At 40.1% G+C, this 22,590-nt stretch carries 18 protein-coding genes and 1 tRNA gene; 13 read left to right on the top strand and 6 right to left on the bottom strand.

Annotation, left to right across the window (positions count from 1 at the left end; translation table 11 throughout):
* Nucleotides 1-94: 94 nt before the first annotated feature.
* On the bottom strand, nucleotides 95-1,048 hold the full coding sequence (locus EHO65_RS01845; protein WP_244243402.1) for a 7TM diverse intracellular signaling domain-containing protein: 954 nt from the start codon (nucleotides 1,046-1,048) through the stop codon (nucleotides 95-97).
* Between the two features lie 136 nt (nucleotides 1,049-1,184).
* Here EHO65_RS01845 and EHO65_RS01840 point away from each other — a divergent pair, with 136 nt between their 5' ends.
* Genes EHO65_RS01840 through EHO65_RS01830 form a run of 3 tightly spaced genes read left to right on the top strand, consistent with a single transcriptional unit; the run spans nucleotide 1,185 to nucleotide 6,644 of the window.
* Nucleotides 1,185-3,044, top strand: coding sequence for a PAS domain S-box protein (locus EHO65_RS01840; RefSeq protein ID WP_135772521.1), 1,860 nt, complete (start codon nucleotides 1,185-1,187; stop codon nucleotides 3,042-3,044).
* Entirely contained in the window at nucleotides 3,041-4,246 is a 1,206-nt protein-coding gene (locus EHO65_RS01835) for an EAL domain-containing response regulator (protein WP_135772520.1), read from the top strand. Before EHO65_RS01840 ends, EHO65_RS01835 begins: the two co-directional genes overlap by 4 nt.
* A gap of 19 nt (nucleotides 4,247-4,265) precedes the next feature.
* Complete coding sequence (locus EHO65_RS01830) at nucleotides 4,266-6,644, top strand: PAS domain-containing protein (protein WP_135772519.1); 2,379 nt, start codon at nucleotides 4,266-4,268, stop codon at nucleotides 6,642-6,644.
* On the opposite strand, the gene EHO65_RS01825 is transcribed toward EHO65_RS01830, so the two are convergent.
* From EHO65_RS01825 to EHO65_RS01815, 3 genes are read right to left on the bottom strand one after another with little or no spacing between them, the layout of a single operon-like run.
* Complete coding sequence (locus EHO65_RS01825) at nucleotides 6,619-7,341, bottom strand: glycosyltransferase family 2 protein (protein ID WP_135772518.1); 723 nt, start codon at nucleotides 7,339-7,341, stop codon at nucleotides 6,619-6,621. The two genes, EHO65_RS01830 and EHO65_RS01825, sit on opposite strands and share 26 nt — an antisense overlap.
* Before the next feature lie 5 nt (nucleotides 7,342-7,346).
* Complete coding sequence (locus EHO65_RS01820) at nucleotides 7,347-8,708, bottom strand: multiheme c-type cytochrome (protein WP_135772517.1); 1,362 nt, start codon at nucleotides 8,706-8,708, stop codon at nucleotides 7,347-7,349.
* A 10-nt stretch (nucleotides 8,709-8,718) separates the two neighbouring features.
* Entirely contained in the window at nucleotides 8,719-9,603 is an 885-nt protein-coding gene (locus EHO65_RS01815; RefSeq protein ID WP_135772528.1) for a sulfurtransferase, read from the bottom strand.
* A gap of 135 nt (nucleotides 9,604-9,738) precedes the next feature.
* On the opposite strand from EHO65_RS01815, the gene EHO65_RS01810 reads away from it, so the two are divergent.
* The 9 genes from EHO65_RS01810 (at nucleotide 9,739) to EHO65_RS01770 (ending at nucleotide 19,929) form a co-directional block, all read left to right on the top strand.
* On the top strand, nucleotides 9,739-11,121 hold the full coding sequence (locus EHO65_RS01810) for a hypothetical protein (protein WP_135772516.1): 1,383 nt from the start codon (nucleotides 9,739-9,741) through the stop codon (nucleotides 11,119-11,121).
* A gap of 128 nt (nucleotides 11,122-11,249) precedes the next feature.
* Nucleotides 11,250-11,834, top strand: a complete 585-nt coding sequence (locus EHO65_RS01805; RefSeq protein WP_135772515.1) for a helix-turn-helix domain-containing protein — start codon at nucleotides 11,250-11,252, stop codon at nucleotides 11,832-11,834.
* A gap of 94 nt (nucleotides 11,835-11,928) precedes the next feature.
* On the top strand, nucleotides 11,929-13,023 hold the full coding sequence (locus EHO65_RS20005) for a hypothetical protein (protein WP_244243401.1): 1,095 nt from the start codon (nucleotides 11,929-11,931) through the stop codon (nucleotides 13,021-13,023).
* A 309-nt stretch (nucleotides 13,024-13,332) separates the two neighbouring features.
* Nucleotides 13,333-14,880, top strand: coding sequence for a sulfurtransferase (locus tag EHO65_RS01795; RefSeq protein ID WP_135772514.1), 1,548 nt, complete (start codon nucleotides 13,333-13,335; stop codon nucleotides 14,878-14,880).
* 82 nt (nucleotides 14,881-14,962) lie between these two features.
* The gene (locus EHO65_RS01790; protein ID WP_135772513.1) at nucleotides 14,963-15,331 is read left to right on the top strand and encodes a hypothetical protein; all 369 of its coding nucleotides are present in this window, start codon (nucleotides 14,963-14,965) and stop codon (nucleotides 15,329-15,331) included.
* An 18-nt stretch (nucleotides 15,332-15,349) separates the two neighbouring features.
* Nucleotides 15,350-16,321: a hypothetical protein gene (locus EHO65_RS01785; protein ID WP_135772512.1), complete on the top strand. Its 972-nt coding sequence runs from the start codon at nucleotides 15,350-15,352 to the stop codon at nucleotides 16,319-16,321.
* 93 nt (nucleotides 16,322-16,414) lie between these two features.
* On the top strand, nucleotides 16,415-17,848 hold the full coding sequence (locus EHO65_RS01780) for a sulfurtransferase (RefSeq protein ID WP_135772511.1): 1,434 nt from the start codon (nucleotides 16,415-16,417) through the stop codon (nucleotides 17,846-17,848).
* On the top strand, nucleotides 17,836-19,020 hold the full coding sequence (locus EHO65_RS01775) for a multiheme c-type cytochrome (protein ID WP_135772510.1): 1,185 nt from the start codon (nucleotides 17,836-17,838) through the stop codon (nucleotides 19,018-19,020). Before EHO65_RS01780 ends, EHO65_RS01775 begins: the two co-directional genes overlap by 13 nt.
* Before the next feature lie 147 nt (nucleotides 19,021-19,167).
* Nucleotides 19,168-19,929, top strand: coding sequence for a hypothetical protein (locus tag EHO65_RS01770; protein WP_135772509.1), 762 nt, complete (start codon nucleotides 19,168-19,170; stop codon nucleotides 19,927-19,929).
* A gap of 3 nt (nucleotides 19,930-19,932) precedes the next feature.
* Here EHO65_RS01770 and EHO65_RS01765 read toward each other — a convergent pair.
* Together EHO65_RS01765 and EHO65_RS01760 are read right to left on the bottom strand one after the other, a co-directional pair.
* A tRNA-Leu gene (locus EHO65_RS01765) sits at nucleotides 19,933-20,016 on the bottom strand.
* 23 nt (nucleotides 20,017-20,039) lie between these two features.
* On the bottom strand, nucleotides 20,040-20,444 hold the full coding sequence (locus EHO65_RS01760) for a PaaI family thioesterase (protein ID WP_008595600.1): 405 nt from the start codon (nucleotides 20,442-20,444) through the stop codon (nucleotides 20,040-20,042).
* Nucleotides 20,445-20,554: 110 nt separating this feature from the next.
* On the opposite strand from EHO65_RS01760, the gene EHO65_RS01755 reads away from it, so the two are divergent.
* Nucleotides 20,555-22,567 carry a hypothetical protein gene (locus EHO65_RS01755; RefSeq protein WP_135772508.1) on the top strand — a complete coding sequence of 671 codons (2,013 nt, stop codon included), beginning with the start codon at nucleotides 20,555-20,557 and terminating at the stop codon, nucleotides 22,565-22,567.
* Nucleotides 22,568-22,590: the final 23 nt, after the last annotated feature.

The following is a 22,590-nucleotide window of genomic DNA, read 5'->3' as shown; positions in this document are numbered from 1 at the left end:
TATTTTTATTCCTACTTTTGCCGGGAACAATCCTATATGTCCAATCCATATTTAAGGAAAAATTCAAGAAGGACAAAGTATTTAATATTATATTTTACTTAAGTCTTCTTTTGGTTTTCTCCGCCGCATTCTTTCCCACAAAATTATACACTATGTCCTTCTTGAATTTTTCCTTAAATATGGATTGGACATATAGGATTGTTCCCGGCAAAAGTAGGAATAAAAATAGTATTTCTCCTCTTACTGAGAACTCGTAGTTTTTGAAAATCGGAAGTACATTATAAAAGATCCTTTCTCCATAAAAGGAAACTCTAAGCGCGATACACAAACAGAGCAAGGCGAAGAATAAAGCGGAAGGGTCCCTTCTTCTCATTAAATAAAACGTAAAGTGATATAATGACATTACGAACAAGGTTCCGAACGTAATTGAATCCAACATGGTGGCCCTTAAGGAAACCTGTTGAATATCGGATGTACTTCCTAACTGAATTGGATTCCAAATCCCCGAACCGTTAGAATATTTAAAATTCGAAACATGGATTAGAATCTCCAACTCAGGTTTGTCCGAGATAAAACTAAAAACTCCTGGTTTATAACCTGGAGAATATTCAGATTCTTCTTTTCCTACATTTCCACCTTTGGAGATCTCTTTTCCATTCACGAACAAGGCGTAAGAAGAACTGATGGAGGAAATCTTGAGGCTAAGCTGTGTATTTGATTCCGGCAATAATACTTTCGCCCTATAACTTGCGAATCCATGGCTCGGATATTTATGAGTGACGTTACGTCCTTTGTCCCATTTTGAAGGGACCTTTATATAAGAAGGCTGGGCTGATTTCTCTTTGGATTTGGGAGCGGAAAGAAACTCATTCCAATAAAATTCCCATTCTCCATCCAGACTAATATTGCCGTCCGTTTGGAAATTCCATTGCCTTAGATCTAAGATCCCTTGCACGACCTTTGGGCTCTCCTTTCCCGGTTGGCAGCCTAAAAAGAAGAAGAATAGTATAGAACCTGAGAGCCACTGCGATATTCTATTCTTGCCCAAATCTGGATCTTCCTGATAAGAAATTTCAATAGGCTTATGCTTTATACTGATTTCTGATAGCTAAAAATATTCGGATCGGATTTTTTTTAGGAAGAGAAACACGGGTTAACTGTCCCGTTTTTTCGTCGAATGCCAAATGCGATCCAGTATTTTAATCATAGAAGATAAGGAAGAAGAATACAAATGGATCCGAACTCTATTAGGAGGCATCGAATCATTTACTCCTAACTGCACTCGAGCCTCGGATTTTCAAGAGGCCTTGGATAAGACCAAGACTGAATTTTTTGACGTTATACTATTCCAATTTAACTCCCGAAAAAGTTTAGAAGTATTGGAGAAGTCCCAGATACTTCTCCCCTTCATTGTAATCTCAGAAAACCAGGAAAGTAAGGAAGTCCTTAAAAATTCTAAGATCAATTTCGCAGATATCTTGCCTAAACAAAACTTGAGCTCCGATCTTTTGGATCGCTCCTTACGTCTTGTACTACAAGTAAGAACAACGGAAGAAAACCTGAATCTTCTTAAGATTGGGATAGAAAGATCCAAAGATATTTTTTTGATCACGGAAGCTTCTCCTATAGATGAACCTGGACCGAAGATCGTATATGTGAACGGTGCATTTGAAAGACTAACGGGTTATAAAAGAGAAGAAGTATTAGGAAAAACTCCTAGAATTCTGCAAGGTCCTAAAACGGATAGGGCGGTTCTTGATCGTATCCGAAAGGCAATCTCGGAAACCAAACCCTGTTTCGAAGAGATCATCAATTACGATAAAGACGGAAGAGAATATTGGATTGAGATGGATATCTTTCCTATAGTGAATGAGCAAGGTATTGTCACTCACTTAATGGGAATAGAAAGAGACATTACAGAAAGACGAAATACGGAAGAGAGGATCAGGCATTCTCAAAAGATGGAAGCAGTGGGACAACTCGCTGGAGGAATGGCTCATGACTTTAATAATTTATTAAATGTAATATTAGCAAATCTAGATCTTCTCGAAATGAAGTTGAAAGATTCCGAAGATCTGATGAAAAGAGTTCGGTCAGCACAGGATGCAATCCAAAGAGGGGTCGAGATCAATAAAAGACTTCTTGCTTTTTCTAGAAAGCAGGCTTTGAATCCTGAGTCATGCGACGTAAACCGTGTATTAAAGGATTTCGCTCCTATTCTGGATCGTATCAGGACCGAAAAAATAGAAATAGAATACGAGATAGCAGACGAGAAGACGATTTGCGACATAGAAAAGACCGGACTAGAGAACGCTGTACTTAATCTTGCTTTAAATGCAAGGGATGCCATGCCTGAGGGTGGTAAAATATTTATTTCCACCGGATTTGTGCATAACGGAGATACGAAGGGTCCTAAATTTTCCGGTTTGGAAGCAAAGGATTATTTTTTAGTCACTGTTACTGACACTGGGACAGGAATGGACGATCTCACTAAGGCTCGCATTTTTGATCCATTTTTTTCGACCAAGGGTGGAGGGAAAGGAACCGGTTTGGGATTGACCATGGTTTACGGTTTTGTAAAACAATCGAACGGTTTTTTGAAAGTTATCACAGCGCCGGAATATGGTTCCAGTTTTCTAATATTCTTGCCGGTACATGAGCAGGATAGAAGTGAACAAGTTCCCTCGACCAAAAAGAAAACTTTGGTAATGGAAGAGAATCGAGAAACTGCTGAATTGGCCTGTGTATACTTAAGAGAATTGGGTTACGAGCCGCATGTGAGTTCGGATATGAAACGATTGGCAAAATTTTTCTCAGGCGATCCAGAAATCTCTTTCGTATTGTTGGACCTCCAACTTGCTGTTTCTAAGGGGATAGATCTAAAAAAAGAACTGGAAAGATTTGGTTCAGGGAAAATAATCGCTACCTCTTCGAGTCGGGGAGAAAGTTTAGAACTTCCTAATACTGTCCCTCTGGTCCGAAAGCCTTATACAAAGACCCTATTGAAAGAAGCGGTTCGCAATATCGGAGAAATTCTTCCATGACGGATGTAAGAAATTCTAAAAAACTTCTGATCCTCGATGATGAAGAAGAGATCGCAAAGATCTTGGGAGAGATCGCAGTAGATTGCGGCTTTGAAGTTTCTTTATCTCATACCGCTCCGGATTTTTTAGACCAGGTAGATCCAAGTTTTGATTGTGTGATCTTAGATCTAATGATCCCGGGAATGGACGGAGTGGACGTAATCCGATTCTTATCCGAGAAAGATGTTCATCCTGATGTGATCCTGATCTCTGGTGCGGACAGAAGAACACTTCATAGCGCTGAAACTTTAGCCGGAGAATACGGGCTGCATATTGCAGCGGTTATGGAAAAGCCGATCCGAGTTTCTGATATTCGAAATACATTATCTGCAATCGCTGAAAAAGAATCGGATATTTCTTCTCGTACCAAAACAGGTGGAAAAGGAAAATCAGGCCCTACTTTCGAAAAGGAAGAAGTTTTAGACGCGGTTCGTTCTGATCAGTTCGTATTATTCTACCAACCTAAGTTCGATCTAAAAACGGGAAGGGTAGAAGGTTTCGAGGCACTGGTAAGATGGAATCATCCCAAACTAGGATTGGTATTCCCTGATTCTTTTTTACCTCTGATGGAAAAAGAAACTACCATCTTAAATCTAATGACAGAGAAGATCATTGATCTTGCGTTAGATGAGACAAGGATCTGGCATACAAATGGCAGGAAGCTTCGTGTTGCGGTTAACGTTTCTCCTGTAACTTTGACAGAGTTGGATTTTCCTGAAAGGATCCTCGCTAAAATTAAGAACAAAGGGATACCTCAAAGCCAATTCCAAATGGAGATCACTGAAACAGGCTTTTTGGAGAACATCCGTTTTACTCAGGATATTTTGACCAGGCTTAGGATTCGTGGGATCGGCCTTTCCATTGATGATTTCGGCACAGGTTATTCTTCCCTGAAACAATTACATAGATTTCCATTCACTGAATTGAAGATAGACAAGTCTTTCGTGATGGATTCCCCAAGGGATAGGGAATCCTTGTTTATTTGTCAGGCCTCCGTTGATTTAGGGCATAAGTTAGGAATGAATGTCGTTGCAGAGGGTATAGAGACTGCAGAAGTAGAAAGACTAATGAAAGAAGCCGGCTGTGATGTAGGCCAAGGTTATTATTATTCTAAACCCGTTCATCCCGAAAAAATCCCAGAAATTCTTTCCAAATTCGGTTAACAATAGTACCCTAGGTAGAATGTCCTCGGGAAAGAGTAACAAACTATCGGAACAAGGGGTTCCGAGCCAAGCTCCCGAAACGAATCAAGAAATCTCCCGGGCAATAGGAGAAAGTTTACTCTGGGATATTTCTAGTTCAGATACCCTAAGTTCTGCGTTCGAGAAAGTACTCAAAACATTGATTAAAAATACTGCATGGACTTACGGACAAATCTGGAGATCCAATGGAGATACTGTTTATATAAATGAAGAAGATCCGTTTGTTTATGATTCGGATCTTCAACTTATATTCCGAAAAGAATCTATAAATAAGTTTTTCAGCACGAAAGAAGGTATATTAAAGAAGGTAAGTGAATCGGGAAAATTATATTTTATACCGGATCTCGTAACTGATACGGAACTAAAAAGAAAAGATGCTGCAATAGGGGCAGGCTTCCGTTCTTGGATGGGAATACCTATACTTTCTCACGGAAGATTTTACGAAATAGAACTACTTTCCGAAAGAGTTTTAAATCCTGAAGAAGCTTATTTAGATCTATTAGGAGTCGTTTCCAAAAGATTTGCAGAGATAGTAAGTAGAAGGGTAGCAGACGAAGAAAGAAAAACTCTAATAGAATTTTCTTCAGAGATCATACTCACTATAGATTCGGACTGTACGATCCGGCAAACAAATACTGCTTTTCAGAAAATTTTAGGTTATGAAAGAGAATACGTAAAAAACAAAAGTTTGTTGGAGTTCATACACCCGGACGATGTGGAACTCACAAAGGCTAAGATAACATCAGGTGCTAAAGAAGGATTCGAAAATCGTTATATAACGAAATATGGACAAATCCGGTATATCAATTGGAATATATCCCATTCTACTGAATCAGGAACCGTTTTTTGTATCGGCAGGGACATTACGGACGATAGATTAACTATCCAGAGGCTGGAATCCTTTGCGGATCAATTGAATGTAAATCGTGAACAACTTTATAATGCGCAAAAGCTTGCAAAGATGGGAAGTTGGACCATGGAGTTGGACGGAAAAGTAACTTGGTCCCCAGGTCTGTACGAAATATTCGGTTTGGATCTCAATGATTCCCCTCCTGGTTTCGAGGATTTTATCCAGTTTATCCCTCAAGAAGATAGAAGTCGTATTATACAAAATTACGAAAAATTCCTTTCTCAAGGGATCTTTGAAGACACTGAACTTCGTATCGTATCAAAAGATGGAATAGAAAAATTTCTTTCAGTAAAGGGAGAAGGTTTACTGAACCGAAAAGGGAAATTTATCGGCGGAACCGGGACCATGCAGGATATCACTGAAGAAAAAGAATGGAACGATTCTCTTAGGCAACTTCAGAAGATGGATGCAGTCGGCCAACTTGCAGGAGGAATGGCCCATGACTTTAATAATCTTCTAAATGTTATTTTAGCAAATTTAGATCTTTTGGAATTAAACCTAAGAGAGACACCTGAACTATTAAAGAGAGTATTCTCCGCACAAGACGCTGTTAGAAGAGGTGCCGAACTCAATAGAAGATTATTGGCATTCTCGCGTAAACAGGCATTAAATCCGGAGCAAGCTGATGTAGGTCATGTAATCTCCGATTTTGCAGACATACTTACTCGTATCCGGAACGATATAATCAATATAGAATTCTGCCTCGAAGAATTTCCTATGATCTGTTCTTTCGAGAAAAATGGATTAGAAAATGCACTTTTAAATCTTTGTTTGAACTCAAGAGATGCGATGCCTGAAGGTGGAACAATTTTAGTAAGCACAGGGTTTTCTCCCGCAGGAAAAGAACATAGATCCATGATCCCAGGATTTGTGGATATGGAAGATGCATGTATCATTTCAGTCAGAGACGAAGGTTCCGGAATGGATGCCAAAGTATTAGAAAGATTATTCGAACCATTCTTTACCACCAAACAATCCGGAAAAGGGACCGGTCTTGGAATGCCTATGGTCTATGGATTCGTAAAACAATCCAATGGAATGGTGCATGTTCATAGTGAGATCGGTAAGGGAACTTGTGTAGAGATCTTTCTGCCCTTAAGCAAGGGCCCTGAGATTATCCATAAGGCTCTAAACGAAAAGATATTAATATTAGAAAGAAATATAAAAGACCAGACTTATTTAACTGCCTTATTGAATAGATTAGGTTTTGAAATATTTCCAGCTTACGATCTACAAGAAGCAACAACCGTTTTAGAAAATTATCCTGAAATGTATGCGATCTTCGCAGAAGAAGAAATTTTATCCGAAAGTTTTGAATGGGAAAAATTAAAGACTAAGGATCGGACTATTGTAATTTCAGAATGGAATTCCAAAATAGATTTTGATCCTTCTTTAAAAGTCCTAAAAAGACCTTATACCTGGACTAAGCTGAAAAAATTGTTAACTTAAAGAAAATATAAAGTATTTTCGCACCTGCTTTCAGGCTTCCTAACAAATTTCCGCTGATCTTCGATTTTCCACCTTTTCTTTTCCTATAATGAACGGGAACTTCTTGGATCTTATATTTTTTTCGGATCGCCTTGATCTGCATTTCTAGATTCCATCCCCAAGTAGGGTCTTGCAAATTTAATTCCAATAGGGATTGCCATCTTAGAACGCGGAACGGTCCTAAATCAGTAAATTTTACTCCATAAAATATTCGGATCAAAAAGCAAGAAAGCCAGTTACCAAACTTTTGCAAGAAGGACAAAGAACCGGGTTCAGCGTTTCCTAAGGTTCTAGAACCTATCACAAAATTTGTATTTGGATCTTGAGAGAATACAAAGAAAAGATCTTTAAGATTGTTTAGATCATCCGAACCATCCGCATCCATGAATACTATAAATTCGGGAGAAATTTTTCTTTCTTGAAGATAATGGATCCCGGCTAAACATGCAGCTCCATAACCTCTTTTGGGTTCTTGGACTAAGACTACTCCTGCATCGATTGCAATTTGAGGAGTTGAATCCTTAGATCCATTATCCAAGATCAAAATTTGATCAGGCAAGATCCCGAATCTAAATAAAGAATCCAAAACTTTGGGTAAGGATTCTTCTTCGTTAAGTGCAGGGATAAGAAATTTGGACTTTGCCCAAGGAACTGACAAAAGGTTTATTCCCCTTTTCTATTTTTAGAGATCTTGAAAAGTTCCTCAGGCGAATAGATCTTACTTTTTCCCGAGCTTAGATCTATATCTTCTTTATGAACTATACTGGAAAAAGGATAATAATTTTCTATTTCCGAGATCTTTTTGCGAAGATCCGAGTGAACATTCTCGCTATTCTTTCTCATATGTTCCGCATTAGATTCTTTGAGTCGAGTATGATAAATTTCGAATACGATCTTCGATTGATCTTTTTCGATCCCTGTAAATAGATCCTTCCAAACCTTGGTTTCTCCTGGAAGAATGCGGGTATCTGCAACAAGTCTTGCTTTAGGATACCATTCCCATTCTTGTCCGAACTTGATCTCTTTGGTCGCCTTAGATATACCCTTGGAATCCAATACGGAAATTTTTAGGAGTATAAATCTTTCAGGATCTCCTGTCGGAATATTATGGGCTGCTTTTTCATTCGTGAGGGAAACTGAATATTCCAGATCATTTCCTTTCTTTTTTAATTGAAGAGGTTGGATTTTTAGTCCGGTTCTATATCCTCCGGGGATCTGTTTCTCATAGAGTTCGAATCTTTTCGGAACTCCTCCTCCAATAAAAGAATGTTTATGAGAAGTTCTGACCGGAGTATTTAGTTCCGGTTTGACTAGCTTGCGTTGTAACTCTCCCATATGACAGGAACCGCAGGCGACTTTACCATGGGAATTTCCTTTTTGTTCCAACTCATTTCCTGTTTTAAAAGCGCATACCAATTGGTCGTCCAAAACATAATTTGCATTATGACAGTCCAGGCATCTGTTCCTTAATTTATCCGGATCAATCTTGACTGGATGAGGAGGTTTTGTAGTTCCGTTTGCACCCAATACGTAGGAGTTTCCTTGTTCATCTAAACGAATATGACATACTGCACATGTAACTCCTTCCGCTTTCATCTTAGGATCAAAGTTAGGATTTGGTTCTTCTATAGGAGTTCTATAATCCCCATTATTGAGATAATTGACCAGAGTTTCTCTTTGGTTTGCAACCGGGGTATGACAGTTTAAACAAAGCCAACGAGGAGAAGAAGACTTAGAAAGTTCGGATTGGAATTGAAGATCGGAAAGGGCGTTTGCATGAGTGGATGTTTTCCATTCTGAATAAATTTCGATATGGCATTTCCCACAATTCTCAGCTCGAACTTCTCCTACTCCTGCAAGAGGAGGAAGGTGAGGCAAAGGTTTGGACCAAGGAGCTTGCGAAAAAACCTCGTCCACTGGGACCGGTTGATCCTTCGGTTTTGTAAAAATACAATAAAACAAACTAGCGGTCAAAGATAAAGATAGGACCGCTAGGATGAAACTTCTTCTTTTATTTAAGAACATTATAAATATATTATCTAGTTACCAAAGGATGGTTTTGATCCCCTTTAGAAGACCATTCCCACATAGATCCTGCATAATTTTTTGCGTTATATCCGAATGAGACTAGAACGGATGTCATCCATCCTGATCTAACTCCTCCAGTGCAATAAGAGATCACTGTCTTATCTTTGGAAATCCCTAATTCGTACAATTTCGAGACAATTTTGGATTCATTTAGTAGATATCCGTCCTTATCCAAAAATTGTTTGTAATAGATCCATTTTGCTCCAGGAAGATGTCCTCCTCTGGATTCTCCGTAAGGAGTTTGTCCTAAAAATTCTCTTTCTTCTCTGGTGTCTATGAAGGCGAATTTTTTACCGGAAAGTTCTGTTTGGACCAATTTAGAATCTGCCGACCAATTTTTATTTTCCGAAGCGGAAACATTTATTTTGGAAAGAATTTCAGGACGGCTCGGAATGGGAGAATTAGAAGCCTTCAGAAGAGCTGAAATTCCTCCATCTACGATAAATGATTTAGAAAAACCTAAAGTACGTAGAGACCAGACGATCCTGCCTTCTTCTCCCCATCCTCCCGTGGGATCTCCGAATACCAGTACGATCTTATTCGTATCTAAACCTTTTTTGCGTAGTAAGTCCTTCGCCTCGGAAGCCTGGACTAAATTTCCTTGGTTGGGAAATTCTTTCTGAGAGATTTCCTGCCAACCTAATGGAACTGACTTGGAGAATGAGGAAATTTTGATACCATCTCTTGCATCCACGAACACTGCGCCTTGCCCATGTAGATATAATGCTTCAGGTGCGCTGATGAACCATCCTCTTACTCCGGAAAGTTTTTCGGAGGCGAAAAGAGAGGAAGAAATTAGAAAAACTAAGGCAAAGGACATTATGATCTTCATATGATCTAAGTTGGAAACTGGCCGGGATTCGTCAATAAGTAATACAAAAAATCCTATATAGCAGAATATTTTTAATATTACAGACAAATGTCCTGTGTTTTTAATGGTATTTAACAGTGAAAAGGAAAATGGACCTTGGAATTCGAAAGGAATAAAGAAAGAAGAAGCCAGATCTTAAATCGAAGTAATCTGATTTGGATCCTGGCAACCTTAGCGTACCTAAGTATTTTTCTTTTTTGGGAAGTGAAGAACCTAGGAAGAAGTTTAACTGGAAGTTTATACATTCTTGGTTTTTGCGGATTAAGTATTGTTTATGGATTTTTATTTCTTTCTAAAACTTTAGAATCATCTGGAAGACTTGGTTTTGTTTTAGGACTTCTAATTCGTTTTGTTTTGATCTTTTTCACTCCTATTTTCGAAGATGATTGGGCCCGTTATCTTTGGGATGGATGGATCAGTTCTGAAAAAGGAAGTCCTTATGGAATTGCCCCGGAATCTTTTTTTGGAGAATCGGATCCTACTAGAACTGAAATACTTTCCAGGATCAATCATCCAGACTGGCCCACGATCTATGCTCCGGTGCTTGAGGTCTATTTTTATCTCATCCATATTCTATTCCCTTGGAAACTTTGGGCCCTCAAACTTTTTCTCTTAGTTCCTGATATTCTTCTATTCTTCTTGATCAAAAGTAAATACGGGACTCATTCTTCTTCCTTATATTTTTGGAATCCTATCCTGATCAAAGAGATCTTTTTAAATTCTCACCCGGATATTATAGGGATCTTTCTTTTGTTTTATTCTTTTTATTTAGCGGAGAAGTCTAGGTTTCGTTTAGGCTTTTTTATTTGGGGACTCAGCGTGGCTGTGAAAGGATTCGGAGTTGTACTTTTTACTTTCTTGCTGAAATCACATTGGGACAAAAATCAGAATTGGAAAAGAGCAGTAATAGATATGGCTTTTTCCATTTTAGGAATAGTGTTAGCATATTCTTTCTTTCTATTTTCTTCCTCAGAGACTGACTTTACTGCTTTAAGTAGATTTATTGGAAATTTTACATTCTTTCCCTTGGGTTATAATATTCTTTATATGTTCTTCGGGGGATTTTCTCGGTTTTTTTGGGCGATCCCGGCGGTTATAAGTGTATTACTTTTTTTGAATAAAATATATTTTTCTAATTTAGAAGAAGAGGAGAAGATAGGGATTTCATTCTTCTTATTCTTCTACTTCTCGCCCGTTGTAAATGCTTGGTATTTGCTTTGGATGTTTCCATTTTTGCTAAGGATACCGGGAGTTTTTTGGCCTTCTTGGGTGTTTTTGTTCTTGGGCCAGATCTCTTATCTAAACTACGCGAACCTGGGAGATTGGGAGTCTGTATTAGAAAAAGGTTATTATGCACATCCAGATTGGCTCTTGTATTTGATTAGTTTGCTCTTTATTCCTATTCTTCTCGTCTGGCATAAGATCCGATTTTCTTCTAAAATCACCAATTCCCTCGAAAAACCATCTCTTTTGAGTTAAATCGGATTTTTTTCTCCTTTGAAAGAATTTTAGTTGTTATTTTGGACAATATTTCCAATAAGTTGGATAAATTGTTATTATAACTGTTCGGAATAAACAAAATTCCGGATCAGTGAGGAGAACCGAGTATGCCAACGATCGATCCGATTGAAAGAGGTTTGATCCAATCTATTGGGACCTTGGTTCGTAAGAGGAGACAAGAGTTGGGTCTTTCTCTCGGAAAGCTTGCAGAATTATCTCAGGTAAGCAGAGGAATGTTAAGCCTCGTGGAATCTGGAAAGGCTGCACCTTCTATCGCTTTATTATGGAAAATTTCTAAAGCGATCCGTTTACCATTGTCCAGTCTCATGGAATTTTCTAAGGAAGAATTTCCTAAAATTTATAGGAAAGAAGACTCGAGTGAAAACTCCGTAGAGGAGAACCAGTTCGTGATCCGACCACTTCTTCATGAAGAAACAAGATTTCAAACTAGACTATTTGAAATCAGACTTCTTCCTGGGGTTGCCAAAACTTTTATTACAAAAGTGCAATCCAAACAAAGACAGAATTTGTTCCTACAATCGGGCGCACTACGTTTAAAAGTAGGGGGGAAATGGTTCGACCTGCAAGAAGGAGACAGCATGACTTTCTTAGGAAAAGATCTGCAAGAACTTGCAAATTTAGGGGAGAAGGACTCGTATCTGATCTGGTCTTCTTCTCTTTCCGACGATTGAAATAGATCTCTGTTTACGTTTTGTTAATTGCAATTCCTGAGGGGGCAGTAGACTATAATCCGAACTTTTCATTGAATGAAAAGTTTTTGGTTAGATGAAATCCTGCGAGAAGATCCGAGAAAGTTTCTACAAACAAAAAAGATTAGTATTGTCCTTACTAATTGGACTTGTTTCCATTTTTTTCTTAAAGGAAGCTTCTTATTTTTTATACAAAACTTCTCCTGAGTCCCAAGTAATCAATTCAGGGTTTTATTATCTCTCTAAGTCGGATCTTTCCAAAGAATACGATTCGGATTCTTTTTTATTTCCTTATCATCTTCGAATTTTTAAGATAGATCTTTCTCCGGAAGGGTTCAAAAGGTATTGTAAGTTTTTATTATATATTATCTCCGCAATCCTGATAGTTTATGCTTCTTATTTTAGAAGTTATTTTGCAGGGATTTTTTTGGGTTTTTTTCTGCTTCTTTCTCCTCTTTATCTCATCCAAAACAATTGGATCGGCTTTGCAGATCATCTTACATTCTTCTGGTCAGTACTGCTTATTTTGTTTTTGGATCAATATGATCAGCGCCAAGGGAAGAAATTTATCTTATACTTTTTATTCTTCCTTTTTGTTTTGGGATCCTGGACCCATTTTTATCAATTTATAATAATTTCCTTTTTAGTTTTGTTTTTATATTTCTGGGAGAAGAAAGAGATTGATCGAGATATATTAAAGGTCTTTTTGCTCGGAATATTTGTAGGAAGAGCTTCTTCTTATTTGATCTTTTATCTGAATGGAATAGAATGGAATGAAAGAAGATTAGATACCGCGCAGTCTTTAGGCTTCGCTCGTTGGTATTCTACACATACGAATTATTTTCTTCTTACCTTGCTCTCTTTCTGGAATGGTTTGCTATTTCTATTTTTGGAGAATCTGATACGTAAGAAGATCTCGATCTTATTCGTTTGTTTTGGCGCCTTCTTCATTACTTTTTTTACTGCAGACAGTACAAGAGTGTTTTCTCACTTATTCTATCCGGCCTGGATTGCTCTTTGGCTGATCCGCTTCCGAAAAGGATTTTCTAACCGGGAAAAATGGGTTTTAGGTTTCGGATTGTTACTGGGATTGGCTTATCTCTTGGCCTTTGATCCGTTTTATAAATGGGGAGGGACCTTGATCCACTTAGGGCCTCGTATCTCCTTCTGAATCCAACCCAACACTTTATAAAAAGGTAATTTTCAATTTTTGAATATTCTGCTTTAGCGGAAAATAACACATCCTAAGTCCACAGAAAGTATTTTCTATAGTCATTTTGTTTCCTAATTTTTAGGGCTCACTCCGTTTTGTTTAAAAAATTGTGCGTTAATTACAATATATTGTTCAATTAATTGGATAATATGTTCGTTATATTGAAATAATCTTAGTAAAAGCGGAGCCTTTTCTCGACTTTGTGCTTAGAGTCCGCAGTGGAATAAACATGAGGGAACCCCGGCCGGACCAGCAAAGGAGAACAAAATGAAAAATAAGCTCATTAATTCGAGCCTCCTGGCAATTGTGCTGGGATTACTCGGGAATTGTGGAGAGGGATCTTCGGACAGTTCCGCACTTGCATTAGCTGCCATTGGGGGAGGAACTTCCAGTGTAAAAGTAGCAAGCGCTTCGGATCTGTCTATCGAATCTGCGGATGATTATAATGCTAACCAATACGGTTTGATCACTTCATCTACATTAAGAACTTGGGTAACCGATTGGGCAAACAATAAGCCAGCTGGTATTACAGGAAACTTGGTGATCTTCCAAGCAAACAAAGTGGGAGCAGATGCGAATAAAAGTTTAATCCTTCCTACTGCTGGAGTGAAAGTTTTTGTCTCCGTCACCGGAAACAACGCTGCACTTTATTCTTGGAAAACTTTTAGAGAAACAAGAAACAACGGTTTGATCACTATTCCAGGTGGAACTTCAACCACAGGTGGAAACGGACTTTTAAGCGGGGCAAGTTTAGACGAGTGGTTCCAAACTTACGGAGTAGACCCTACTAAGGATCTGATCGTATTTGCAAGTGGTAATGGAGACAACTATGGTTCCATTGGTCACCAACATTACACTTTAAGATATTGGGGTGTGGCTCACGAACATCTTGCTATTCTTAATGGAACTATCAAGGGTCAATTTCCGGAAGCGGAATTGGGCAATGATACTGACGAGTCAGTTCCTCCTCTGAACGGTACTTTCTCTGTTAGACAACTGAAGAATGTGGATAACAGGATCCTTACATTAAGTATCGAAGATACGATCGAAGTTGCTAAGAACAACGGGCATCATAGTGTGAAGGGGCTTTCTTCAACTGTATTGATCTCAGATAACAGAACTGCGAACAATAACAACGATATTAGCGTATATACATCTAGTGCTGGATGGCAAGAGTATAACGGCGGAGAGAATACTACCGGGACTACAAAATCCGGAGGTGGTGCTATCGCTTTCGAAGGTCACTTGAAAGGTGCAGTATTTGTTCCTCATTACAATGTAGTAGATCGTACTACTTTGGATAACGCTTACGCATATACTACTTCTGCTGTAGGAACTTTTAATACTCTGAAGTTCAAGTCTAAAGCGGATATCAAAGATATTTGGGACACTTACGGAACTACAGGTGGGCCTAACTCAGGCGCACCTGCATATGAAGAAGGCCAAACTATTCTTCAGTATTGCAGAACGAATACCAGAACCCAAACCAGTGGTATTTCTACTCAGCTTATCTTGGGACGTCCTTCCGTATTCTTAGAAGATGGATGGAGTATCTTTGGATTATTGGCGGGTAATTTTCCGTCTGCGAACTTTAACGACGATGTAACTGCGGGAGCTTCTACTTATCCTTCCGTTCCGGTTAAATTCGCCGCAGACGTTCAAGGTGCGATCGAGTCTGGTGCAAGAGGATCCGGAGATGGACCACACTATAATACAGGTGTGAAAAAATCCACTGTGGATTATTTCCAAATCAACTCCTCTGCGACAACAACCAAAAAAGCATTCGTCGACGACTGGAATTACAAAAACCAATAAGTTGCGATATACATTAAGGGCGGGGGAATCCCCGTCCTTTCCAATTCTGTAACATAAAATAAAAAGAGGGAGTTACTGCTTTATGAAAATATTATATATCTACGCGCTAATCGGCGCATTATTTTTCTCTTCTTTGGAAGTTGTTTTGGCCTCCGGTGGATTCGGAGGAGGCGGGGTGGCCGGGCAGGCACTTCGTGGGAAAGAAAGGGAAAAGTTCAATCTAGGCAAGGCAATCTATAATGGAGAAGTCGCCCTGGATGCTAAGAAAGAAGATCTAGTAAAATCTCAGAAAAACCGTTTGGAATATCTCCAAGGCTCCTTGCCTAACTCCGAAAAAGGAAGGGTGAGTTTGGAAGATTTGGCGGGAAAATTATCCGAAGAACAGATTTCCGCTTTGGAATTTTTCGTAAGTATCCGCTTCAACGTGAAGTTGGAGGAAAAGAAGGATTAATCAGGGAATCATTATATAATGAAATTTTTAATTAAGAAGGGAGTTTTTTTTACCCTTCTATTTTTGGCCCAACCACTTTTTATCGGGGAATTATTTTCTCAGACGGTTTGGGCTCCTTACCAAAGACAATTATGGGTTCGGACCACTGCGGTGAATTCGGTTTATAATTCCGCATACGTGGGAAAATACCATAACACTTATGATGATGATGTTCGGATCAACGTAGGCGCTCTTGCTTTCGAGTATGGTATCACTGATAGACTTACTGTGGATCTTCAAACAGGTTTTGGTAAATTAGGAAGGGTCCAGCTGATCGATCGTTATTTTGGGACCTTAACTTCTCCTGAACAGCCGGATAAGTATGGTGTCATAGATTCTAGAGCAGGCTTACGTTATAAAGTAATAGATGAGTATGATTACGACTCTATCTGGGTTCCTACTATCAGTGTAAGAATTGGTGGGATTAAAAAGGGTGATTATGATAGAAACCCTCAGGCATTAGGGGATGGAGCAAACGGTGCAGAAGTAAATATCTACTTAGGCAAAGATTTCAATGTTTGGGGACTCGGCGCTTTAGGTGAATGGAGTTATCGCAGAAGAGAAAAGCCTGTGCCTGATGATATTCTTTACTACGGTGCTTTATATAAACGTTTCTTGGATTCATTCATCTTTATTGTCGGAAGTAGGGGGCAGATTGGCCAGGGAGGATATGCATTTGCAGATCCAAGAGGAACTCCTCCTTTAAACTTGATCCAACTAGATCCACCTTCCATTCCTCCTTTCGGGCAGGATTGGTACAATTATTATCTAGAGCATGAAAGACCGGCCTGGGGAAGAAAGGAAGTCTATCACAACCTCGAAGTGAGTTTGGGTTATACGGATAAGTACGGTAATTACTATAACTTCTTCTATTCTCATACTTATTCCGGGTATAACACCGCAATCTTAAGAACCTTCGGGTTCCTGATCAATTTTCCATTTAACTTATAGTCCGTCCCATGGCTTTAAGTTATCTAAATGTGTTTGGTTTCGGGCTTCAAGAGCCTGGACCTTTGGGACAGGCTCTTATAGTCGGAGGGGAATATGTTCGGTTTAAAAATTAGAAATTTAGGAATTCGTTTATTACTAATTCCTTTTTTAGGAGCCTGCCATGGCCCGGAGTATCTTACTCCGTATGAGAAACTTGCTTTAGTGCAACCCGTGGAGGCTTTTAATACATCTCAACTTTTGTCGGTATCAAATGACGATTATAATAATAATACGTATGGGCTGATCACTGCGTCTACTTTAGAATCCTGGAGATCTAATTGGGCAGCGAACCGCCCTCCTGGGATTAGCGGAAGATTGATCATCTTTCAGATCAGCGGAGGAGCACTTTCCGGTTCTTATGTAAGACCAGAGACGGGAGTGAGAGTGTATGGGATTACTGCAACTTCCACAGATTATACTTTTTTCGGTCAGACTAGATTTAACGGTTTGATTGATACTGAGACGATCGTTCCGGAAGGGAAAAATATAGATGCATTCTTAAAACGTTTTGGTGTGAATCCAGCGACTGACCTGATCGTACTTGCACAAGATGTTCCTACGGATGGGAACCTAATGCTTACATTACGTTCTTGGTATACTCTATATTATTGGGGATTAGAAAGAACCCATCTTGCAGTTTTGAACGGAGCGGTTTCCACTAAGATAGGCGCTTCTCAACTTACGGGCGGGTCTTCCTACACTGTTCCTACAACCAGCGGCGCGGGTACTCTAGGAAGTTTATACAGGGATCATACTATATTACAGGCTACACTCGCGGATGTTTTTAATGTAGTCCAAGGTATTACAAATCCAATATTCGAAGGTTCCACTCCTGCACCTTCAGGAGGGAGTTTCATTTTAGATGCAAGATCAGCTGCAGAATATGATGGAAGTGGATCCACAGTAGGACCTTCTAACTTAACCTGCGCGGATACCCCTAGCTGTTATACTCCTTTCGAAGGGCATGTGAAAGGTGCAAAAAATATTCCTTTCGCAAACTTTATTAATGCGAATAAGGAATTCCTCGCAAAATCGGATCTCCAAAACCTTTTATCTGCGAACGGATATACGGAAGGTCAGACTATCATTGCCTATTGCAGAACTAATGTAAGATCTTCCATCACTGGATTTGCAACTCTTGCGATCCTTGGATATCCTACCAGGTTTTACGACGGTTCTTGGGTAGAATGGGGATCTCTCGCTTACGATTCTAACGGGAACTGGTCCAATATAAGTGCGGTATCCGCATGGAGAACGGATCGTTCTTCCGTGACTGAATCGATCACATATAACGTAGGAAAATCCGGGATAGATGCATCAAACATTTCTAATTTAGGAACTTATTTTACGCCAGAACGTAGCTTTGCGAAAGGTACGAATGATATAATAAACCAGGATAAAAAATATCTTTCAGGTTCTGCTTCCTCCGGTGGCGGAGGAGGCGGTGGTTCAGGAGGAGGTGGAGGAGGAAATCCTTGCGGAGGATAAATCCCTCAGTCTTCTTTGTCGCAATTTTTGCGGCGGCCTTCTTCTTATTATTTTGTAAAGAAGAAGGGTTTCACCAGAGGCATTGGGCATTCCCCCTCGAATCCCAAGGCTCGATTACAGTAGATCCGAACCCGGCCTCTTGCGGGAGCTGCCATTTACAACAGTTCGGTTCCTGGAAGTCGACTCTTCACTCCCGGGCCATCGGCCCGGGCTTTCTTTGGCAATTGCCTAGGATCGGAAAACATGGATCCGAAAATTGTATGAATTGCCACAGTCCAAATCCAGAAACCAAAACTTTATTACTCTCACGTTTGGGTTGGGGAGAAGTCACAGGCTCTAGTTGGAAACAAGGCTCGGAAGAAAACGGAATACAATGTGCGAGTTGTCATCTCCGAAAAGGAAAAGTATACGGACCATTTCCAAAGGAAGGAAATGAAGACAGAATATTCCAAAATTCGAATATTCCTCACCAAGGTTTTATTCCTCAAAAAGAGTTCGAAGAATCCGAATTTTGCAAGAACTGCCATCAATCTCCTGAGACTGCAAAACAGGTGAATGGAAAGTTCCTAATGGACACTTATGGGCAATGGAGAAGGTCCGAATTTGCCAAATCAAATGTGCAATGCCAGAATTGTCATATGCCTGATAGAAAACATGAATGGAAAGGTATCTCCGATCCGGAAATGGTAAAAAGTGGGGTCCAAACTTCCTTGCAAGTTTTACCAAAAGAAGAAGGGGCCGAAATTATCTCTGAGTTAAAAAACTCCGGAGTAGGGCATACATTTCCCAGTTATTCTGTTCCAAAAGTATACTTGGAAGTATGGATAGAATCCATAACCGGGCAAAAGAGAAAGGTCTCTGAAAAAACTTTAGGCTGGATGTTGGACTTGGAATTACAAAAAGAAATTTTTGACTCAAGACTTTCTCCTGGAGAATCCGCTTTTCTTCATGTAAGTTTATCCAAAGAAGAATTTTCCAAGGTAAAACGAGTCGAGTTCGTAGTCACAGTAGATCCGAAAGAATATTATAAAAGAATGTTCCAGGACAATTGGAATTACAAGGATACTTTCCGAGAAGACACGAAGTCATGGGTTTTGCCAAACCTGAAAAAAGCATTAGATGAAACAAACTCTGCGAAATATGAATTGGTTCGTTTGCAATGGAAAAAATAGCAACCGGGAAGGTAAAAGATATTCTCACGCAAAGGCGTTAAGACCGCTAAGGTTGGAATTCCAACATTGCGTATCTTCTTTTCTTTGCGGTTTCGCGTGGAAAAATAACTTCCTTATTCAGAGCTTAGTGTAAAACTCAACCCGAGTATGGGATCGCTATTAGAAGAACCGGAATTTCCAAAATTGATAAGCGCTTATAGAGAAGCCTTAACAAGAAGATATTCTAAAAACAATCTTTCCAGGTATCCTAAGTTCTCATCCATCCCGGAAGAGAAAGTGGATCTATTGGTGCGTTACTTTCTAGAGCTACTATATCCTGAATACGAAGGCAGAAAAAAATTGGACGGAGCATTTACGTCCTTAGCAGGATTTGTACATTCTCCTCCAAAAGTATTCGGGCTTTTAGGCTCATTGAGTATGGCAGTATTCAAATTGGGCCGTCATTTAAAATCGGCATTCCAGGCAGGATTTGCAGCGTTACATTCTTACGTAACTGCTCATAGATTCGAAGAGATCATGTTTTCCAAGGCGAAAGAATTATTAAAAGAAGGGAACGATCTCCAAAACAAATCTATCTTCAACCAGGTGCTTGCTTCCGTTTCTAAAAAAGACGCGGACGAATTCAGAGAAGATATATTAAAATTATTTGCGACACTTTCGGATAAGGAACTTCTTTCTAAGATCAAACAACTCATGGATGCAGTTGTTAAGACAATGAAGTCGAAACCAAAAACTTACACTCAGGAAGAGGTAGAAGGTATTATGCTAGGTGCAGGAATTCTTACGAAAGGAGAGGAATTATTTGCAGGACTGACTAGGGAAGAAATGGATCTGATCTTAGAAGCGATTGATCAAGTGGAGAAGGATGCGTTCGAAGAAGCGATTGCTTCTGCTAAAGGTGGGAAATAACCCTGCCGACGGTCGGAGTCGAACCGACACGGGGTTGCCCCCGCTGGATTTTGAATCCAGTGCGTCTACCAATTCCACCACATCGGCGGGTTTTATAATTCCGTATTGGATCAGGAATCGAGTTCGATGTATTTGCCCTTACCGCGGGCTACAATCTTACCGATCTCGTTCTCAATTTCGGCTCTGTTTTCGATCACTTTTTTGTTCTTTTTAACGAACCAGCCGCGTAAATGCAAAGGTTGATTTACTTGTGCAGGTTGTAAGAAGCGGATCGTCAACTCGCCAGTTGTTGTTTTAAAATTCATCGCCTCGTTGATTTTGGCCATGATTTCGTCCAAAATAGTAGCGATAATTCCGGGATGGATCACGTCCGGAGACCCTTGGAACTTTTCAGGAACCGTATAGTCACCGTAAGCGGTTTTGGTGTCCTCATCAAAGGTGATCTTTAATTGAAGACCGTCCGGATTGTCAGGACTAGACCCGAAGCTCAGGTTTTCCCGAACCGTTGATTTCATATATGTCAAGTTATTACTTAACATTCATGGTGTCAATCCGAAAAAGCTACTGATTGCTGTTTAAGAACGACGTAATACTCTGTCGAAAATAATAGATAAGAATCTTTTAGATGACTGCACTTCTTTTATTATTAGGACTTCTTTCTGCGGGAGCAGGAGCGTACACTTTATTCAGAGATCCGAATAGATCTTCAGGAAGTTCTGCGCCTTCTCCTGGTGGTGGAAGTTCAGGCGGAGGAGGCGGTCCTGGGTCGGGTGGAGGTGGTGCAGGAACTCCTTCTCCAGCTGATAGAGGAAAACTTGTAAATGTTGGAGACCAAGATTCTGGTCCTTCTTCCTCTTCTTCTCCTCCTCAAAAAGGAGGCGGACAACCAGAACTTCAGAAGTCGAAAGAAGAATGGAGTCCTCCTCCAGCTGGTGGAGAAAAACCTAATTATCCAGGATTAAAGAAGAAGGATAAATTACAACTTCCTCATGCAACTGACGATATCATTCGGAATAACTCTCGTTATGCGCACCATAGAAGACCTCTTTTACATTCAGAAGCATTAGTAGATAAAGAAAATTTCCTAGGTGCGTTGGAGATCTTAAAGAGAACTAACGCTAGAATTCCTGATTCGGATATTAATGAAAAAATAGATAATAATATCCAAGCGATAGAGGATCATATCAATTCTCCTCCTGAGGAAGAGACGTATACTCCAGATGATCCGAATTATTCAGGACCTCCAATTCCAATGGGAGACTTGGTCAAAGCGATCAAGGATATCAGCCAAGCCTTAGGCGGTAGTCTTTCCCAAGGATTTGCAAATCCAATCCAGATCCAAGCACCTCCTGGAACAGAGGCTCCGAAACTTCCTGCTGAGTTGCCGCCAGGGCCTGTATCTTATCAAATTATTTCTTACGCTCCTTCTTCCGGGCCAATGCCACCGCCTCCGCCAGGTGCGCCTATTTCTTATAGTGCAGGAGTTCCTTCACCTCCAGGTGGATTTCCGTCTGGACCAGGAGGTCCGCCTCCGAGTGGAGGGCCAGGTCCTGTGGGGCCGGAGGATTTTGCTCCTTCTGAACCTTCTCCAAAACCTAAAGATCCAGCACATCTTGATCCGAACGAAATGGATCTTCCGGAAGATACATTCTTTTCGGATGAATGGGATAAATTTAAGGATCTTCCTCTTGTTGATAGAAGGACCGGAGAAGATCGTCGCTCGCAAGGAGAGAGAAGAGGAGGAGAAGGTTCTCGCAAGGACAGAAGGGGAGAAGACGATCGAAGAAAAGAAGATCTTTTCCAAGAGAGAGACGATTATCTTAAGAAGAAGGCGGAAGAAAAACGCCAAGAAAGAGAACAGCAAGCTTCAGAAGAACCTTTTCCTCAGGATTGGCCAAGACCTGAATACCCTCTTTCAGATCAGATGCCGGGTTATGCAGCACCTGTACTTCCTCAGTTAGATCTAGTTCCGATCCGTTTACCTGATCCGGAAGATAAAGTATTGAGAGGAGAGCCTGAAGGAACTCCTCAAGCCTCGCCTGCACCTGCTCCAAGTGGAGAAGCTGCTCCTTCTCTAGGTCCGATCGAATTACCTAAGATCGATCTTCCTGATCCTATAGATGAAACAAAACACGAAGAATATACACCTGAGATCCCTCCGCTTGCAGGACCAGGTGCTCCGACTTCTTCACCTTCTTCTTCTCCTGTTCCAAATGCGGAAGAAGCTCCAGAAATTGAAGTACTGGATGGAGGCCTCGAACCTTTAGACCAAGATAGACCTGAAGGTCAAAGTGGAGGCGGGGACGACGAGCCTAAGATGATCCATGGTATTCTGGAGTTAAAACCTCCGGAAGTGGATGATGCTCCCTTCTTGACCTTAACCTATGATTTTGGTAAGATCCCTCACTCTTTCAAACTTTCCAAGAATTACAGTATTATGGAATACTCATATTATAAGTATAAACCAATGCTGATCAAGGCCCAGGAATTTGCTCGCCGCAAAATGTTGAAGAATGCTTTGAACTATTATCGAGTTATTAAATCACAGAACATCCCACCTGAACTCAGAAAGATGATTAACCGGAACATCAAGGACATTACCGAGTTCATGGAGAAATATCTCATGGCTAAAGGCTGATCCTTTCTAAAAATATTTTCTCA

The organism is Leptospira andrefontaineae (genome assembly GCF_004770105.1).
In the GTDB taxonomy this organism is placed as follows: Bacteria; Spirochaetota; Leptospiria; order Leptospirales; family Leptospiraceae; genus Leptospira_B; species Leptospira_B andrefontaineae.
The sequence above is the reverse complement of the archived record's forward strand: the minus strand, read 5'-3'. Positions and strand labels throughout refer to the sequence as shown.

What these genes read in the sequence shown, in the direction of transcription:
- EHO65_RS01840 (WP_135772521.1), top strand. Translation starts at nt 1,185, where the DNA reads ATGCGATCCAGTATTTTAATCATAGAAGATAAGGAAGAAGAATACAAA.
- EHO65_RS01835 (WP_135772520.1), top strand. Translation starts at nt 3,041, where the DNA reads ATGACGGATGTAAGAAATTCTAAAAAACTTCTGATCCTCGATGATGAA.
- EHO65_RS01830 (WP_135772519.1), top strand. Translation starts at nt 4,266, where the DNA reads ATGTCCTCGGGAAAGAGTAACAAACTATCGGAACAAGGGGTTCCGAGC.
- EHO65_RS01820 (WP_135772517.1), bottom strand. Translation starts at nt 8,708, where the DNA reads ATGTTCTTAAATAAAAGAAGAAGTTTCATCCTAGCGGTCCTATCTTTA.
- EHO65_RS01815 (WP_135772528.1), bottom strand. Translation starts at nt 9,603, where the DNA reads ATGAAGATCATAATGTCCTTTGCCTTAGTTTTTCTAATTTCTTCCTCT.
- EHO65_RS01805 (WP_135772515.1), top strand. Translation starts at nt 11,250, where the DNA reads ATGCCAACGATCGATCCGATTGAAAGAGGTTTGATCCAATCTATTGGG.
- EHO65_RS20005 (WP_244243401.1), top strand. Translation starts at nt 11,929, where the DNA reads ATGAAATCCTGCGAGAAGATCCGAGAAAGTTTCTACAAACAAAAAAGA.
- EHO65_RS01795 (WP_135772514.1), top strand. Translation starts at nt 13,333, where the DNA reads ATGAAAAATAAGCTCATTAATTCGAGCCTCCTGGCAATTGTGCTGGGA.
- EHO65_RS01790 (WP_135772513.1), top strand. Translation starts at nt 14,963, where the DNA reads ATGAAAATATTATATATCTACGCGCTAATCGGCGCATTATTTTTCTCT.
- EHO65_RS01785 (WP_135772512.1), top strand. Translation starts at nt 15,350, where the DNA reads ATGAAATTTTTAATTAAGAAGGGAGTTTTTTTTACCCTTCTATTTTTG.
- EHO65_RS01780 (WP_135772511.1), top strand. Translation starts at nt 16,415, where the DNA reads ATGTTCGGTTTAAAAATTAGAAATTTAGGAATTCGTTTATTACTAATT.
- EHO65_RS01770 (WP_135772509.1), top strand. Translation starts at nt 19,168, where the DNA reads ATGGGATCGCTATTAGAAGAACCGGAATTTCCAAAATTGATAAGCGCT.
- EHO65_RS01760 (WP_008595600.1), bottom strand. Translation starts at nt 20,444, where the DNA reads ATGAAATCAACGGTTCGGGAAAACCTGAGCTTCGGGTCTAGTCCTGAC.
- EHO65_RS01755 (WP_135772508.1), top strand. Translation starts at nt 20,555, where the DNA reads ATGACTGCACTTCTTTTATTATTAGGACTTCTTTCTGCGGGAGCAGGA.